The organism is Streptococcus sp. VT 162 (genome assembly GCA_000688775.2).
Lineage (GTDB): Bacteria > Bacillota > Bacilli > Lactobacillales > Streptococcaceae > Streptococcus.
The window spans coordinates 1-17094 of sequence record CP007628.2 but is presented as its reverse complement, the minus strand read 5'-3'; the positions used below and the strand labels follow the sequence as shown (position 1 = coordinate 17094).

Here is a 17094-nt window from a genome sequence, read left to right as displayed (position 1 = left end):
CTTTTTACCTATCTATTTTTTCTATATAAATCACAGTGTTCATTATATCATTTTTCGTTTTTTTACTCAAATCACTGGTCGCAATTCCTGAAATTGAGACAATTTCTCCAAATTGCTCAATAATAGGGGTTGTTTTTCGTTTTTTAATAGGGATTTTTAAATCTATAAATAAGCGTCTCAGTTTCTTTCGATGACCATTCAGGATAATAACATCGCCAGGTTTTCGACATCTAATATGTACAGATGTTTCCCGTGAAACCGTTACTTTTTGAACAAAATCCCCTTCAATAGGGATGCCAAAGGAAAATAAATAGCCCTTATATCGAACTTGATTTTGATAGTGTAACACAAGTTCATCTTCCTTTTCATCGGCCTGAGGACTGATTTTACAAATTTGAAACCGTTGATACTCTTTTATCAATTCGTAGCCATTTTTAAGAGAATGACGATACTGACTTTTCGTTGCTAAAATCTGTCGAACTTCAGCAAACTGAGCCTTTGTCAGATTTAAGTCTGGAAATTGATTAAGATAGTTTTGGAGCAAGATTCCTTGAGTTTGTTGAGAGTATGAAAATAGCTCATTCAAATCTTCCACATCAATTTGTTTCGAAAGTTCCGTTATTGTTGCTTGGTAATCTGAAATTTCCCTTCCTAAATCTAAAAGGGCGGATTTAAGACGAGGATTTTCTTTTTCAAGCTCTGGTAAATACCTATTCCGAATGCGATTGCGAAAATAGGTATTTTCCTGATTTGTTTGATCTTCAAAATGAACAATTGGTGGAAAGTCCTTTTTATGAAAAGGCAACAAGGGACGGAGGATTTCAATTCCATCAACTACCTGACTTTCTTTTATTCCTGTTAAATGACGTAGCCGACTTCCTCGAATCAAGCGCATCAAAATCGTTTCAACCTGATCATCTGCATGGTGGGCAGTGACCAAGGCTGTCGCTCCAACATCTTTCATGATTTTCCTAAAAAAATCATAACGAAACTCTCGAGCACGCGCTTCTGAAAAGTCTCCTGAAAAGCTTGTGATATAAATAGGAAGTTCAGCTACATCAGCTAACTTCCTTAGTTCATTTTCCTCCCAATCAGACTCACTTCTCTGCTTATGATTGACATGTGCTAAAATCAGCTCAATTTCTAACTCATTTTGATAAGTAGACAATAGCTGGAATAAAAACATTGAATCCAGTCCGCCAGACAAAGCTAACACGACTTTCGAATGTTTTTTGAAATACTCTTTTCGGAGAAAATGATTTAAAAAATCCTGGTCCCTCATTTTAGAACCTCATAGACATCCTTAGCTATCTTAGTAATGGTGTCATAATCAGAATTTTTGGTAAAAATAGAAAGAACAAAAGGAGAGTCCGTATAAACAATGGCAGTGTCATGTTTAAACTCATCGGCATCTCCAATTTTATGAGCTACCTTAACCGAAACACCTTTTGCGATTCGTTGGTTGTCAAAATCAGTCTTACCTAGAGACTCTAAGACAAAACCATTCTGATTATAAATAGCTTCCATGACCTTTCCAGCCATTTTTGAAGAAGTCAATTTATCATTCACATCCCAATCTTCACCCATAATAGTGGACATTTTTTCTTTAAAAGCCCCGTCAGATTGATTGGTCACGTAATAACCTAAAATATTATGAGCAACATTGTCAGACTCTTTTGTTACCTTGGTAATTAACTGTTGAAGACTGTATTCTTTGTTATCTTCTTTTTTAGGTAAGCTACCACTACCTTCTGGTTTATAGGACCCAGGGAAACTATTTACTTCCGGGATATACTTGAAGCTACTGTCTAGCGTATATTCCCCTTGATTTATCTTATCTTGAGCGTAATAAAGGTAGGATAGTTTCAAGATGCTAGCTGCATAGAGTTTGCTGTCTTCATTCACCCCAGCCTCTTTACCTGTACTCAATTGTTTAACATAAATGGAATAATTTTCATTCTGATAGTTGTTTGATAAAACTTCTTGAACCTTCTGGATGCGATTGTCTTCTTCTGAGGTGAACTCTTTTGATACCCACCCAACTTGATCGATATGAAGAAATTCTTGTCCCTCAGCAAAGAGGGTTCTATCCACTGTTACGCGTTGATAAGGAGAGAGGGATGAAGAAATTTCTTTAGCATCATAGGGGCTGTTATAGATAACAAACCCTGGTTCCAACCATACTTGTCTATTTTGAGTTTGAACTTGACTTTGATCATAGACTAAACGCTTATCTGCAAGGATAAACTGGTGATTATCTAGTTTAAAAACAGGAACACCTTGTCTATTCAAACGCCATTCTATGATTTTAAAGGTGTTTTCAGGAGTCAATTTACCAGACTCCTTGACAAGATCCTCATTAGCATAGACTGCTGTTTCTCCGTATACCATTGGGGATTCCAGAGTTTCTTTATAGTAGAATCCATAATCAGACTCAGTTAGATAATAAATTTCTTGCGAAGAGTAAGGAAGCTGTTTTTCTGTGCTAACTACTCTTGAAGTTATGATAAAAGCAGGTAGCAATAAAACTACTAAGAACTTACGCATTCTTCTCTTCCCTTTCTTCTTGTAATCGTAATAAATGGTTTTTAGTTGCCAATTCCTCTAATTTTTCATCTGATAAACTCAAAAATTGCTCAACAACTTCCAATAAATTTTCCATGACATTACCTCGGAAGCAAATCAGGAATTGTGTAAATTGCTTCTCGTTTCTTTGAGTAATAGTACTTTGCGCGCGCATATTTTGCTACATAGTCTTCATCTTTCAACTTTGCAGCAAAAGCAGATTCTTTATCCTTTTCGTCACTAAGAGTTTGGTACTGCTCTTTCAACTCTGTCAATTGCTGACGTCGTTGCAGTAACTGATCATAGCTTTGGGCCAAGTTATAAGTTGGTAAAATAAACAACAAGATCATCAAAATAAGGACCCAACCCATAAAACGATTTCGTTTTTGTCTCTCCTTCATCAGGTAACGACGACGTTGATGTTCATTTTGAATAAAAGAATTATTCATCTGTACAATATTTTTAGACATTTTCTTCTACCCGTGTTTCACTGAGAATTTCATACATGCCTGCTGCGTCTTCTTTTTTTGTACTATCTTTCATTTCTAGTACTTTAACAAGCAACAACTTATTTCCAAAGCGAATTTCAACTTGGTCATCAACTTTCAAATCCGTTGAACTTTTGGCCAAGATTCCATTCACCTTGATTCTACCTTTATCTGCTACTTCTTTTGCGACTGTGCGGCGCTTAATAATTCGTGATACTTTTAAATACTTGTCTAATCTCATTTTTACTACCTCAAATTATTATTGTACCATTTTTATCCTTTTTATAGAAGAAAAATGTTAAATGGGATTTGCTTCCTTTGATTCTTTTATCTCTAATAAACTTTCTCCAAAAATCAGCAAACCTTCTAAAATTTCATAATCCTTCTTGTTTCGGACATCAAATACAACTTCCATTAATCCCTTATTCTCAGCTATGGCTGCTTTTAAGTTCGTTGCGGATAAGGCTTTAAAATAATCTTGAGCCAAGAATAGTCGTTGAGTGACTTTTTCAAATTGAACTGTAATCTTGTTATCTTTTCTTTCCACACGTTCTACAAAGACCTTGTCCAAATATGACTTAACCAAACCAATCTCTAAAAGATAGGCTACTACATCTGGGTATTCTCCAAAGCGATCCATCAATTCTTCTTGTAGTTCTTCATAGTTGACACGATTGTCAATTTGACGAATTTTCTTGTAAATTTCAATCTTATGTCGTTGGTCAGAAATATAAGTGTCAGGAAGATAGGCGTCGATTTGTAAAATCAACTCAGCATTTCCTTTGATTCTTTTATTCCCATTACTGTTCCGTTTAGCGATAGCTTCCTCTAGTAACTGCGAATACAATTCAAAACCAACAGAATCAATGAAACCAGACTGAGATTTTCCTAGGAGATTTCCTGCTCCACGAATCGAAAGATCTCGCATCGCAATCTTAAATCCTGAGCCTAATTCTGTAAATCCCTTAATCGCTTCTAATCTCTTTTCAGAGACTTCACTGATTGATTTTTCTGGACGATACATAAGATAGGCATAAGCAATACGATTGCTACGACCGACTCTTCCTCTTAATTGATACAAGGTTGACAAACCCATATGGTCTGCATTTTCAATAAATAAGGTATTGGCATTTGGAATATCTACCCCTGTCTCAATAATAGTAGTCGTCACCAAAATATCATACTGACCTTCAATGAAATCAAGTAGAGTATTTTCCAACTGAATTTCACTCATTTGTCCATGAACATACCCAATCGAAGCCTCTGGAATCAACTCCTGTAATTCCGAAACCTTCTGGTCAATCGTGTCAACCTTATTGTAAAGATAGTAAATTTGACCTCCACGCTCCATTTCACGCAAGACAGCATCACGAATGACACTATCATTCTTCTCTAATACATAGGTTTGAACAGGATAGCGATTGGTTGGAGGAGTTTCAATAACAGACAAATCTCGGATTCCCAGCATAGACATGTGGAGAGTACGAGGGATTGGCGTTGCTGTCAAGGTTAGAACATCTACTTGTTTTTTCAGTTCTTTCAAAGTTTCCTTATGCTTAACACCGAATCGTTGTTCCTCATCAATAATCATCAATCCCAAATCTGAAAACACAACATCTTTTGACAAAACACGATGCGTTCCAATCAAAATATCGACTTGACCATTCTTTAGTTTTTCAAGTGTTTCTGCCTGCTCTTTTTTACTTCTAAAGCGACTCAACACATCAATATTAACAGCAAAATTTTGGAATCGTTCCTTAAAATTCGTATAGTGCTGTTGCGCTAAAACCGTCGTTGGAACTAGAACGACCACCTGTTTGTGATCATTGACTGCCTTAAAAGCAGCACGCATTGCTACTTCAGTCTTCCCAAAACCAACATCTCCAACCAAAAGTCGATCCATGGGGTGAGAATCCTGCATATCTCTCTTGATTTCCTCAATACTGCGAAGTTGATCATCCGTTTCAACGTAAGGGAAAGCATCATCAAAAGCATGTTGCTCATCATCATCAGTTGAGAAAGCAAACCCCTTCAACTGACTACGCTCAGAATACAGTTTGATTAAATCGTCAGCTATATCCTCTACCTGGTTCTTAACTTTTTGCTTGGCCTTTTTGAAATGACCGTCATTTAATTTATTGAGTTTAGGAGGTTTCCCATCACTTGAAACATATTTGGACAGTAACTGAACCTGCTCTACTGGGATGGAGATTTGGTCACCATTTTGATACTGTACACTGACATAATCACGGTGAATGCCTTGGATTTCAATTGTTTCGATTCCTAGATATTGACCAATTCCATGGATATGGTGAACAACATAATCCCCTTTTTCAAGTTCATTATAATCTTTTAATCGCTCTGCGTTTGAAGCATGTTGTCTTCGAAAACGACGTTTTAATTTCTTTTGAAAAATCTCATGTTCAGTAATCAAGAGAATTTTTTCATCTACAAAATGAAAACCATGTCTTAGATTACCCTCAATCAAGTTTACAGATTCTTTACAGATACTTGACTTATCTTTGGAATCCAATTTGATCTGATATTCCTCTAAAACATCCTCCAATGTTTTACTTCCCATTGAATTGCTAGACTGCAAAACAATAGTGTAGTCCATTTTTTTGTATCGCTCAATTTCTTCTTTTAAAAATGAAAATTGATTGAAAAACTCTTGCATTGGGTATTGATTAAATTGATAAATGTGATCAAACTTGAGGTTTCCTAAGCCCTTTTGCAGATTAGAGAAAAAGGTAACTGGACTTTGTTTTTTATAGGTTTGCTCTGTATCTGCAAAATACTGCATCTCGGAAAATGATTTACCATTCTGTAAATCTTCTGTAAAGTATTGTGCTAATTCTCTTTCAAAGGCTTCATACTGATTCATCAATTTTTGATAGTCATCAAAGAATACTGGTGTATCTTTTTCAATATAATCAAATACAGTCCATGCTTTATCGTAACATAAGGACAAAAACTTTCGACTATCTGAATGTACTTGTTTTTGATGAAAACTTGACAAAATATCTTCCAAATATGATTTTAAAATTGGTGATAGAGTCTTTGAAATTTGCTTTTCTAAAGCTGACTGTCCTCGTTGATAATCTTTTTCTCTCAAAAGTATGTCGCTAGCTGGAAAGATAGTGAGGTTTGTCTGATTTTCTTTCGATAATTGTGTTTCGACTTCAAAAGTACGAATACCATCTACTTCATCGCCAAAAAACTCGATTCGGAAAGGTTCTAACTGAGACATCTCAAAAATATCTAAAATGTCTCCTCGAATACTAAACTCACCTTGTGTCTGTACTTGAGTAACTTTGCGATAGCCTATTTCCTTTAATTTGTGAAGAAGGTAATGTTGATCATATTCTTCACCGACTGCAATCCTTATAATACTTTCTTTAAATCTAGTCGGAGAGGGTAAAATTAACCGACTCGCTGCGATATTACAAACTAAAATCCCTTTCTTAGACGGATCACTCAAAAAACGCAAGGCCTCAACCCGCGAAATGATTTTTTCTTGCGAAGACATCAAAAACTCTACCATAGGAGAGTCATCAACCAAAAATGGATAGACAAGTTCCTCTCCTAAGAGAGAAAGAAGATCACTGATAATTCGTTCTGCTTCTCCATAAGTTGAAGTCAGTAACACAATCTTATTTTCTTTTTCTAGACTGCTTGCAATTGCAAGAGCCTTGGTAGAAGTTGATAAACCAAGTATTAGTTGTCTTTTCTTATCTATCAGATTTTGATGCCATTTTTTTATCTGGTCATTTTCTGAGAATAAATCTAATAAAGTCACCATTTAACCGTTATACCTCTGCATTGTTTTCTCAAAGTTTTTCTCTTGTAAATAGTAGTTTACAGCATAGTCAACCTTGTCAATAGACTGTAAAATACCCACATAGTCATCCTGATCAAACTTACTTAAAACATGGTGAACCACTGACATACCTTTTTTAGGTCTTCCGATACCTATTTTAACACGATTAAAGACTTGAGTACCTATATGTTGAATTATAGACTTAATGCCATTATGACCACCAGCCGATCCCTTTGCTCTTAAACGAATTTTCCCAACTTCCATGTCAAGATCGTCGTAAATAACGAGTAAATCTTCAATATCCAAACCATAGTAAGTCAATAAAGCATGAACTGCTTTTCCACTTTCATTCATAAAGGTCGTTGGTTTGACCAGATAAATTTTTTCGCCATTAAGAAAAAAAGATGCTAGGTCAGCTTGAAATATCTTGTCATGTGTAAAGGTGACATTTTGTTTTTTAGCTAGTTGGTCAATCAACATAAATCCAACGTTGTGCTTAGTTTCAAAATATTTATCCCCTGGATTTCCCAATCCTACAAGTAATTTGGTCATTTATTTTTCCTTTCAAAAGCCAAAAGGGTTGGAATTTTTTTTCCAACCTAATTGACACTATTTATTAAATATTATTAAACGTTAAAGCGGAATTCCATGATATCGCCATCTTGAACGATGTATTCTTTTCCTTCTTCACGTAAGCGCCCAGCTTCTTTTACAGCCTTTTCAGATCCATATTTTACTAGATCCTCATATGACATGGTTACTGCACGAATAAAACCTTTTTCAAAGTCTGAGTGGATAATACCAGCTGCTTGAGGAGCTTTCATCCCTCGCTTAAAGGTCCAAGCACGGACTTCTTTTTCACCAGCTGTAAAGTAAGTTCCAAGCCCAAGCAAGTGATAAGCTGCACGAGTCAACTTGTCAACGCCTGATTCAGTCAAACCAAGTGCTTCAAGAAACTCTTGCTTATCCTCATCGTCTAACTCAGAAATTTCTTCCTCAGCACGCGCGGAAATAACGACTACTTCAGCATTTTCTGTCGCTGCGAATTCACGAATTTGCTTCACATATTCGATAGAATCTGGATCTGAAACTACATCCTCATCTACATTAGCAACATAAAGAACTGGTTTAGTAGTTAAAAGGAAGAGACCTTTGACTACTTTTTGCTCTTCATCTGTAAATTCAATAGTACGTGCTGATTTTCCATCTTCAAGGACTGGTTTAATCTTTTGAAGAACATTAAATTCTGCTACTGATTCTTTATCTTTTTGCGTACGTGCCATCTTTTCTACACGTGCATAGCGTTTATTAACTGATTCTAAGTCAGCAAGAATCAACTCTAGGTTAATGGTATCAATATCTGCAAGTGGATCCACAAAGGCGTCTTCACGTCCTTGCTCGCGCATCACATTTTCATCATCAAAAGCACGAACTACGTGAACAATCGCGTCTACTTCACGGATATTGGCCAAGAATTTATTACCTAGACCTTCTCCTTTTGATGCTCCTTTTACAATCCCTGCAATATCTGTAAATTCAAAGGTTGTTGGGACTGTCTTTTTAGGTGTAATCATTTCTGTTAGTTTTTGTAGGCGTTCATCTGGAACTTCCACCATCCCAACGTTTGGATCAATAGTCGCAAATGGGTAGTTTGCCGCCTCTGCTCCTGCTTTTGTAATTGCATTAAAAAGGGTTGATTTACCAACGTTTGGCAAACCAACGATGCCTGCTGTTAAAGCCATAGTTTCTCATTCTCCGTTCTCATTTCAATCCCTAACATTATAACACAAAAAGGGAAAACTTGCTAACCCTCTAACTAAGGGTTCTTAGTCAATAATCTTATTCATTTTTCGTTCAAAATCATAGCGACTCATCATGACAAGGTGGTCACAATTGCTACATTTGATTTTGATATCTGCCCCTACACGTGTGATTTCCCAACGATTGGCCTTTTTACCTGTTGACTTGATGGTGCAAGCATGTGGTTTTTTCATTTCAACAAAATTTCCAACTTGATACATACTACTCTCCTTTTCTTTTTCGATTATATCATAAAAGAGGCGAGCCAGGCTCAACCTCTTTCACTTAATTTGTTCGAACTGGTGTAATAAGCTGCATGAAGTCTTCGTCAGTATCTGCTGGCACAAGAGTAAATGGACGAACTGCTGAGATAAAGCTAATAGTAACCTTTTCGCTATTTAAAGCCTTGAGGGAATCAATCAAGTAAGTTGGGTTAAAACTAATAGTTAAATCATCCCCGGTCACCTGCTCCGTATCGATTTCTTCGTTTACTTTACCAACCTCTGGAGAGTAAACATGGGCGCTAACAACTCCACCTTTAATTTCAAGCTTCACAGTACCATTTTGAGTCGCACTTGATAAGAGACGTGCACGCTCCATAGATTGACGCAAATTAACCACATCAAAAGTAATTGTAGTGTTAAAGTCTGTTGGAATCAAGCGATCTGTATCAGGATAATTACCTTCTAGGAGACGAGTGTAGAAGCTAATATTTTCGCTTCTAAAGAGGATTTGATTATTTGCAAAGAAAATCTCTACAGTTTCAATATCATCTGTAAATACCGCTGAAAAATCGCGTAGAGAGCGGCTAGGAATCACCACATCGAAATCATCTCCATTTTTTTCAAGAGTCAATTTCTTCTGGCTAAGACGGTGTGAGTCTGTCGCAACTGTTTTTAGTTCTTTGTGTTGGCTCAATACGAAGTGGACACCTGTTAAGATGGGACGACTTTCTTGTGTACTTGCAGCAAAAGCTGTTTCATTGATAATTTTCTTTAGTAGTTTGGTTTCTAGAACCAAAGGTGTGCTTGCTGAAATTTCTTGGATTCGTGGGTACTGTTCGCTATCTTTTCCTTTTAGGGTGATTTCTGATTTGCCACTTGTTAAAACAATTTGTTTTTGTTCAATCTCTTTGAAATCAAGCGTTACATCTGGAAGACTAGATACAACATTGATAAAGAAAGAAGCTTCAAGAAGAATCGAACCCAAAGAAGTGATTAAGAGACCAGCATCTTCATTTTTTTGAGAAATGAAATTCTCAATAGAAATTTGCCCGTTTGAGCCAATTAAAGTAATTCCTTCATTGGTAACGTCAATTTTGATTGTTGATAAAATTGGAATAGCATTTTTAGAGCTTATTGCTCGTTTTGTGGTATTTAAGGCTTGTAGAAATAAATTTTTATTAATTGAAAAATGAATCATGGATTCTCCTTTATTTATTTTTAGTATTAGAAAGTTAATAGTAATAATAGAGTGTGTGAATTCTGTGGAAAACTGAGTGCTATTTAGTAAACTTAAGCTTCTAAGCTTGTTTAAAAAATGTGGATAAAAAAGATAAGAAAGGAAAACTTATCCACAAGCTACTTAATTTTCTTTTTGATTGCTTCTATTTCTAAACGTAAATTATCGTCTTCGTCAATCAATGATTTGATTTTAGCATGGGCGTGAATAACGGTGGTGTGATCCTTTCCGCCAAATTCTTTTCCGATTTTTGGAAGACTGTTATCTGTCAGTTCTCTAGCTAGATACATGGCAACCTGACGTGCTAAAACGATGTTTTGAACTCGTCTCGTACCTTTCATTTCTTTGACACTCACTCCATAAAAATTACCAACTTCAGTTTGGATTTTCTCAATTGGAATAACAAGTATCTGGCGGGCGTCTTGCTTACGTGCTCTAATAGCTTCCGCAGCAATATCAATAGTAATATCCTTAATCTTCTTCACTCTGGCAATTAAAGTGATATCGTTGATTGCTCCTTCCAATTCTCGAACATTTGAATCAAATTGGCCAGCCAAGTACTCTAGAGTATCACTTTGGAAATGGTAATCCAAGTGCTCTGTTTTACTTTGAAGAATGGCGATACGTGTCTCAAAGTCAGGAGGGGTGATATTTTGCGTCAATCCCCAGCTAAAGCGTGTAACAAGTCTTTCCTCAAGGCCTTCTAGGTGTTTAGGACTTCGATCACTGGTTAGGACAATCTGTTTCTGCTTATCATGAAGAGCATTGAAGGTATTGAAAAATTCTTCTTGGGTCGCGACTTTTTTGCCACTGAGAGATTGGATATCATCGATCAACAAGAGATCAAGGCTACGGTAAGTCTTTTTGAACTTTTCCATTTCCCCAAGTCGCAAGTGTTCAAGAAAGTCATTGATAAAGCTTTCGGCAGGAATGTACTTGACACGCGCATCAGGAATATTTTTCAAAATCTCATTTCCAATCGCATTGAGTAAGTGAGTCTTTCCAAGACCAGGTCCTCCATAGATGAAAAGAGGATTATAGGTCAGAGCTAAATCTTCAGATACAGCTAGTGCAGCAGACACCGCCCAAACATTCCCATCACCTTGAATAAAGTTATCAAAGGTATATTTTTCTTTTAATCCTGTTTCAGAATAGGGAATCGTTGGTAGTGCAGGTGTGTAATCGTAAGTAGAGACACTATTCGTATCATTTACTTGAGGAGATTCTGTGCTCTGAGGTTTAGTGAAAATATAGTGAGGTTTGATTTCAGAATCATAAATTTCAAAACCAGCAGCAATGATAATATCTTTTAATTGCTTTTCCCACACCATTTCCATCTCTGATCTCGGTAGAAATATAGTAGCTGTGTTTTCTTCTACTTTGATGAGTTCAGCAGGTGTAGCATAGAAATCATACATAGATCGAGTTAATCTTTCTTGAGCAAATTCTAAAATACGATTCCAAAATTGCTTTTCTTTCAACTAATTTTCCTCCTTTACTATGATTTTAGTAGTTTAGTGCTAGACTTATTTTACCATAGATAATAGGATTTTTCCACAGATTGGGGAAAAGAATCCACAATGTTAGTAGTATTTATCCACAGGTTGGGGATAAATAGAAAAATCCTTGATTTATTAGGCTTTTTGATAAAAAAATTGGTGGATAAATTTGTGGGTTGAGAAAATAAAAGAACAGCCTTATCTCAGGCTGTTAATAATTCTATCGTATTCTTCTTGACTTGAAAAGGAGATAATAATCTTTCCAGTATCTTTTTTTGAAAGTTTAATTTCTACACTTAAACCGAGTAGTTTTTTTAATTTATCTTCTTCGTCTTTGATGAAAGAATCACTTTTTTTTTGCTTCTTGTGTTTTTTCTCTGTAAGAAGTGCTTCTAACTTTCTCACAGAAATATCTTCATTTTTGATTAGTTGGAAGAAATAGTCTTGCTGCTCTTTGTCTAAACCAACTAGAGAACGTGCATGCGCTTGAGAAATTTTTCCATTTTCTACTTCAGTTAAGATATATTCTGGTAGGGAAAGCAAACGAATAAAATTAGTGATATAAGGACGAGATTTCCCCATTTTATCCCCTATCTCAGTGTGAGTAAATCCTTTTTCTACTAAAGATTCATAGGCGCGTGCTTCTTCAACAGGATTTAAATTTTCTCTCTGCAAATTCTCAATGATTGACTGGATCATCATTTCCTGATCTGAGAGGTGCTTTACAACGGCTGGAATAGAAGTCAGACCAGCCAAGAGAGAAGCTCGATATCGTCTCTCTCCTGCAAGGATTTCATAACCAATTACAGGAGATTGACGAACGATGATTGGTTGGATGAGCCCATTTTCTTTGATTGACTGAGCCAATTCCTTTAATTTTTCTACATCAAATTCTTTCCGAGGTTGGTAAGGATTCTTTTGTATTTCAGAGATAGAAATCATTTCAAATTTTTCCATGATTCTACACTAACATATCTTTTACTTTCTGTAAAGTTTTCTTTACACTGATGTCAATTAAGACTCTAAATCACCAGAATTCTTATCTAGTTTAATTGAGGTAGTTTCCTCCTTACCGTTACGGTAGTAGGTTACTTTGATAGTATCTCCAATAGCATGATTGTAAAGAGCGTGTTGTAGGTCTGTTGATGAAGCAATCTCTTTGTCGTCAACTTTGGTAATGACATCGTATTTTTGAAGATGTCCATTTGCTGGCATATTGTTTTGAACAGATCGAACAACTACACCTGAAGTGAGGCCACTTGGAATGTTAAGTTTTCTAAGATCACTAGCTCCAACATTTGATAGATTGACCATTTGAATTCCAAGAGCAGGACGAGTCACTTTACCATCACTTTCAAGCTGTTTAATGATATTTTGAGCATCGTTTGAAGGAATTGCAAAACCAAGACCTTCTACAGATGTTCCACCATTACTTGCAATTTTACTTGATGTTATACCAATTACTTGTCCTTGAATGTTTACAAGTGGACCACCAGAGTTACCAGGGTTAATGGCCGTATCTGTTTGAATGGCTTTTGTTGAAATAGCTTGACCATCTTCAGATTTTAGAGAAACATTTCGATTAAGACTCGAGATGATTCCCTGTGTAACTGTATTAGCATATTCTGAACCTAGAGGACTACCGATAGCAATCGCTGTTTCTCCAACACTAAGTTGACTTGAATCCCCAAATTCTGCTACTGTTGTAACTTTTTCTGAAGAAATTTTAACGACAGCAATATCAGAGAAGGTATCAGATCCGACAATTTCACCAGGAACCTTGGTACCATCTGCTAAGCGGATATCAACTTTTGAAGCTCCATTGATAACGTGAGTATTAGTTACAAGATAGGCATCTTTATCATCCTTTTTATAGATAACACCTGATCCCTCACTTGCGATTTGTTGATTGTCTGAATCAGAATTAGTTTCATCACCATTAAATACACTACTTTGTCTACTGCTAGAAGAAGAATAAGTAATGATTGAGACAACAGCATCCTTAACTTTATTTACTGCTTGAGTGGTTGAGTTTTCATTTTTATAGGATGTTTGAGTGACAGTGCCAGAATTATTATTCGTAGCTTGATTTCCTTGTTTTTGATAAAGTTGTAATGTTACGAAACTTCCTAAGGCACCACTTAAAAATCCGATTAGAATGATTACAAGAACTTTAACTCCCTTTTTGTAAAATTTTTGTAAGTGTTTCATAAACGCCTCCGTTTGTTATTTATTTACTCAGATTATAAACCTATTAACTTAATCCAAACTTAAAAGCTTAAAGTTTTACACAAGTTGTGGATAACTCATTTTATTCTGTGAATTCACTAGTAATTTTGAATTATTTTTTTGTGTATAAGATGTGAAATGAAGTGTGGATATGATAGAATAGAAGAATGAAAATAAAAATTGTAACAGTAGGAAAATTAAAAGAAAAATACCTTAAAGATGGAATTGCTGAATATGTCAAACGAATTTCACGTTTCGCCAAATTAGAAATGATTGAGCTCACTGATGAGAAGACACCTGACAAAGCCAGTGAATTAGAAAACCAAAAAATCTTGGAAACAGAAGGTGAAAGAATTCTTTCTAAGGTTGGAGAAAGAGACTTTGTCGTTGTACTAGCCATTGAAGGAAAAACACTCTCCTCAGAGGAATTTAGTAAGCAACTAGAGCAAGCTTCTATCAAAGGATATTCAACGCTTACTTTTATCATTGGAGGAAGTTTGGGTCTAGCTCCTGTTGTAAAAAATAGGGCCAATCTTTCTGTCAGTTTTGGACGTCTGACATTACCACATCAGTTAATGAGATTGGTTTTAGTTGAACAAATTTACCGTGCTTTTACAATTCAACAGGGTTCTCCTTACCACAAATAGAAGATTGACTTAGCTCTTGTTTTTTGATAGAATGGTCATGTTAGGTCTCATAGCTCAGCTGGATAGAGCATTCGCCTTCTAAGCGAACGGTCGCAGGTTCGAATCCTGCTGGGATCAATTTTAGATGTGAAGCTGGGGTAAATCCCAGCTTTTTTCTTAAAAAAGTGCGTTTCAGGTGCAAAAATGTACAGTTGGGAAGAATTTTTTCTTACATGGTCTTCATTTTGTATAATAGGTGTGTAAGTTAACTTACAAGAAAAAATAATACAGGAGATTTCATTATGAAAAATACAGTAAAGTTGGAACAATTTAAAGAAGTAACAGAGGCAGAATTGCAGGAGATTCGGGGTGGAGATTGGAGAATTTCAGAAACAATTCGTAATCTTATTTTTCCAAGAAGAAAGTAATGAAATAAAGGTAGAGAGTAATGGATTTATTTGGATTAGGGATAGCTATTTTTTATTTTCTCATCATTAGCAAAAGTTATGAATGGATTTGTAAAATAAATAGAAAAGAACAAATTGTTTTTTTCTGTTACACATGTATCTCAGTTTTTATACTTGAAGAAATTATTACACTAGTATTTTCTAATAGTTTTGCTTTGTCTAAATTTTTATTTCCTTTGGTTGTGTACCTTTATTTAAGAAAGTTAAAGAAGTCTGAAAAATACAAAGCTATTTTTATCAGTTTACTATTGTCTTTATTATATCACAGTACTCATACTTTTATATCCGTAACCTTATCTTCTATAACAGGAGATGAAGTAGTATTACACTATAAAAGTACATTCCTTTTAGTAGTATTGTTGATGACTTATTTTTCTATTCTAATAATAATTCGTTATTTTCATCTGGAAATTAAATATTTTGATAAAGATTATCTGTACCCTTTTTTAAAAAAAGTAATAGTTGCTTTCTTTGGTTTGCATATTTTATTGTTTATTTCAGATATAGTAAGTACAACTCATCATTTAAATAGCTTCGGAAGTATTTTATCAACCATTGTTTTTATTTGCTTGTTATTGATTTTCTTTGCAATGAATTCTCACAAGGTTCAAATTGAAAAAGAGATTGCTCTAAAACAAAAGAAATTTGAACAAAAACATTTACAGACTTATACTGATGAAATTGTGGAGTTGTATAATGAAATTCGAGGTTTTCGTCATGACTATGCAGGGATGCTTGTCAGCATGCAAATGGCGATTGACAGTGGTGATTTACAAGAAATTAACAGGGTTTACAATGAAGTCCTAGTAAAAGCAAATCAGAAATTGAGATCAGAAAAATATACTTACTTTGATTTAAATAATATAGAAGACTCTGCTTTACGGAGTTTAATTGCTCAATCGATTGTCTATGCACGAAAAAATGATGTAGAGTTTACATTGGAAGTAAAGGATATCATTACTAGACTGTCAATAGATTTACTTGATCTTGTTCGTATCATGAGCATTTTATTAAACAATGCCGTTGAAGGTGCTGCAGATAGTTACTTGAAACAAATGGAAGTTGCAGTCATTAAAATGGATTTTGAAACAGTTATAGTTATCCAGAATTCATGCAAAATCACTATGACTCCTTCAGAGGATCTATTTGCCTTAGGTTTTTCTACCAAGGGAAGAAATAGAGGTTTAGGACTTAATAATGTCAAAGAGATCTTAGATAAGTATGACAACATTATCTTAGAAACTGAGATGGAAGACAACACATTCAGACAAATTATTAGATTTAAGAGGGAATTCGAATGAAAGTATTAATTTTAGAAGATGTTATTGAACATCAAGTGAGACTAGAGAGAATATTAAATGAAATCTCGGAAGAATCGAATATTCCTATTTCATATAAGACAACAGGAAAAGTTCGTGAGTTTAAGGAATATATTGAAAATGATGAAGTAAACCAGCTTTATTTCCTAGATATCGATATTCATGGAATCGAGAAAAAGGGCTTTGAAGTAGCACAATTTATCCGTCATCACAATCCCTATGCTATTATTGTCTTTATTACCAGTCGATCTGAATTTGCTACCTTAACCTACAAATACCAGGTATCAGCCCTAGATTTCGTTGATAAAGACATCAATGATGAATTGTTTAAAAAACGTATCGAGCAGAATATCTTCTATACCAAAAGCATGCTACTTGAAAACGAAGATGTTGTAGACTATTTTGATTACAACTATAAGGGAAATGATTTAAAAATCCCTTACCACGATATATTGTATATCGAAACCACAGGTGTTTCTCATAAACTGCGAATTATCGGGAAGAATTTTGCAAAAGAATTCTATGGAACTATGACAGATATTCAGGAAAAGGACAAACATACCCAGCGATTTTATTGCTCCCATAAATCTTTCCTTGTCAATGTGGGAAATGTGAGAGAAATTGATCGAAAGAATTTAGAAGTTGTCTTTTATGAAGATCATCGTTGTCCGATTACTCGTTTAAAAGTCCGCAAACTAAAAGATATTCTAGAGAAAAAATCTAAAAAGTGATTGACAATTAGTAAGAAATTGATATAATGGTTATATCTGCTACAGATAGATGGTCCGTTGGTCAAGGGGTTAAGACACCGCCTTTTCAC

The 17094-nt window shown here is 35.1% G+C and carries 16 protein-coding genes and 1 tRNA gene; 5 read left to right on the top strand and 12 right to left on the bottom strand.

What is annotated here, in order from left to right:
- Positions 1-4: 4 nt before the first annotated feature.
- The 12 genes from V470_00095 to V470_00030 all read right to left on the bottom strand — a co-directional run bounded on the left by V470_00095 (position 5) and on the right by V470_00030 (position 13844).
- Positions 5-1282 carry a tRNA(Ile)-lysidine synthase gene (locus V470_00095; protein AHZ46858.1) on the bottom strand — a complete coding sequence of 426 codons (1278 nt, stop codon included), beginning with the start codon at positions 1280-1282 and terminating at the stop codon, positions 5-7.
- Entirely contained in the window at positions 1279-2547 is a 1269-nt protein-coding gene (locus tag V470_00090) for a beta-lactamase (protein ID AHZ46857.1), read from the bottom strand. The genes V470_00095 and V470_00090 overlap by 4 nt, the downstream gene beginning before the upstream one ends.
- A gap of 119 nt (positions 2548-2666) precedes the next feature.
- Positions 2667-3035, bottom strand: a complete 369-nt coding sequence (locus V470_00080) for a septum formation initiation protein (GenBank protein AHZ46856.1) — start codon at positions 3033-3035, stop codon at positions 2667-2669.
- Positions 3028-3294: a hypothetical protein gene (locus V470_00075; protein ID AHZ46855.1), complete on the bottom strand. Its 267-nt coding sequence runs from the start codon at positions 3292-3294 to the stop codon at positions 3028-3030. The genes V470_00080 and V470_00075 overlap by 8 nt, the downstream gene beginning before the upstream one ends.
- 57 nt (positions 3295-3351) lie before the next feature.
- The gene (locus V470_00070; protein ID AHZ46854.1) at positions 3352-6855 is read right to left on the bottom strand and encodes a transcription-repair coupling factor; all 3504 of its coding nucleotides are present in this window, start codon (positions 6853-6855) and stop codon (positions 3352-3354) included.
- On the bottom strand, positions 6856-7425 hold the full coding sequence (locus V470_00065) for a peptidyl-tRNA hydrolase (protein ID AHZ46853.1): 570 nt from the start codon (positions 7423-7425) through the stop codon (positions 6856-6858).
- 74 nt (positions 7426-7499) lie between these two features.
- Positions 7500-8615 carry a GTP-binding protein gene (locus tag V470_00060; protein ID AHZ46852.1) on the bottom strand — a complete coding sequence of 372 codons (1116 nt, stop codon included), beginning with the start codon at positions 8613-8615 and terminating at the stop codon, positions 7500-7502.
- Positions 8616-8699: 84 nt separating this feature from the next.
- Positions 8700-8894 (bottom strand): hypothetical protein, encoded by a 195-nt coding sequence (locus V470_00055; protein ID AHZ46851.1) that lies wholly within the window; start codon positions 8892-8894, stop codon positions 8700-8702.
- 64 nt (positions 8895-8958) lie between these two features.
- Positions 8959-10095, bottom strand: a complete 1137-nt coding sequence (locus V470_00050) for a DNA polymerase III subunit beta (GenBank protein ID AHZ46850.1) — start codon at positions 10093-10095, stop codon at positions 8959-8961.
- A 158-nt stretch (positions 10096-10253) separates the two neighbouring features.
- The gene (locus V470_00045; GenBank protein ID AHZ46849.1) at positions 10254-11615 is read right to left on the bottom strand and encodes a chromosomal replication initiator protein DnaA; all 1362 of its coding nucleotides are present in this window, start codon (positions 11613-11615) and stop codon (positions 10254-10256) included.
- A gap of 216 nt (positions 11616-11831) precedes the next feature.
- A complete protein-coding gene (locus tag V470_00035; protein AHZ46848.1) occupies positions 11832-12590 on the bottom strand; it encodes a chromosome partitioning protein ParB in 759 nt (252 codons plus the stop codon).
- A gap of 57 nt (positions 12591-12647) precedes the next feature.
- Positions 12648-13844, bottom strand: a complete 1197-nt coding sequence (locus tag V470_00030; protein AHZ46847.1) for a serine protease — start codon at positions 13842-13844, stop codon at positions 12648-12650.
- Positions 13845-14029: 185 nt separating this feature from the next.
- Between V470_00030 and V470_00025 the strand changes: the two genes are divergently transcribed.
- From V470_00025 to V470_00005, 5 genes are all read left to right on the top strand, one after another.
- Complete coding sequence (locus V470_00025; GenBank protein AHZ46846.1) at positions 14030-14509, top strand: rRNA methyltransferase; 480 nt, start codon at positions 14030-14032, stop codon at positions 14507-14509.
- 43 nt (positions 14510-14552) lie between these two features.
- Positions 14553-14626: transfer RNA gene (locus tag V470_00020), tRNA-Arg, on the top strand.
- 164 nt (positions 14627-14790) lie between these two features.
- Positions 14791-14916 carry a competence-stimulating peptide gene (locus V470_00015; GenBank protein AHZ46845.1) on the top strand — a complete coding sequence of 42 codons (126 nt, stop codon included), beginning with the start codon at positions 14791-14793 and terminating at the stop codon, positions 14914-14916.
- Between the two features lie 20 nt (positions 14917-14936).
- Complete coding sequence (locus V470_00010; protein AHZ46844.1) at positions 14937-16256, top strand: histidine kinase; 1320 nt, start codon at positions 14937-14939, stop codon at positions 16254-16256.
- Entirely contained in the window at positions 16253-17005 is a 753-nt protein-coding gene (locus tag V470_00005) for a LytR family transcriptional regulator (GenBank protein AHZ46843.1), read from the top strand. Before V470_00010 ends, V470_00005 begins: the two co-directional genes overlap by 4 nt.
- Positions 17006-17094: the final 89 nt, after the last annotated feature.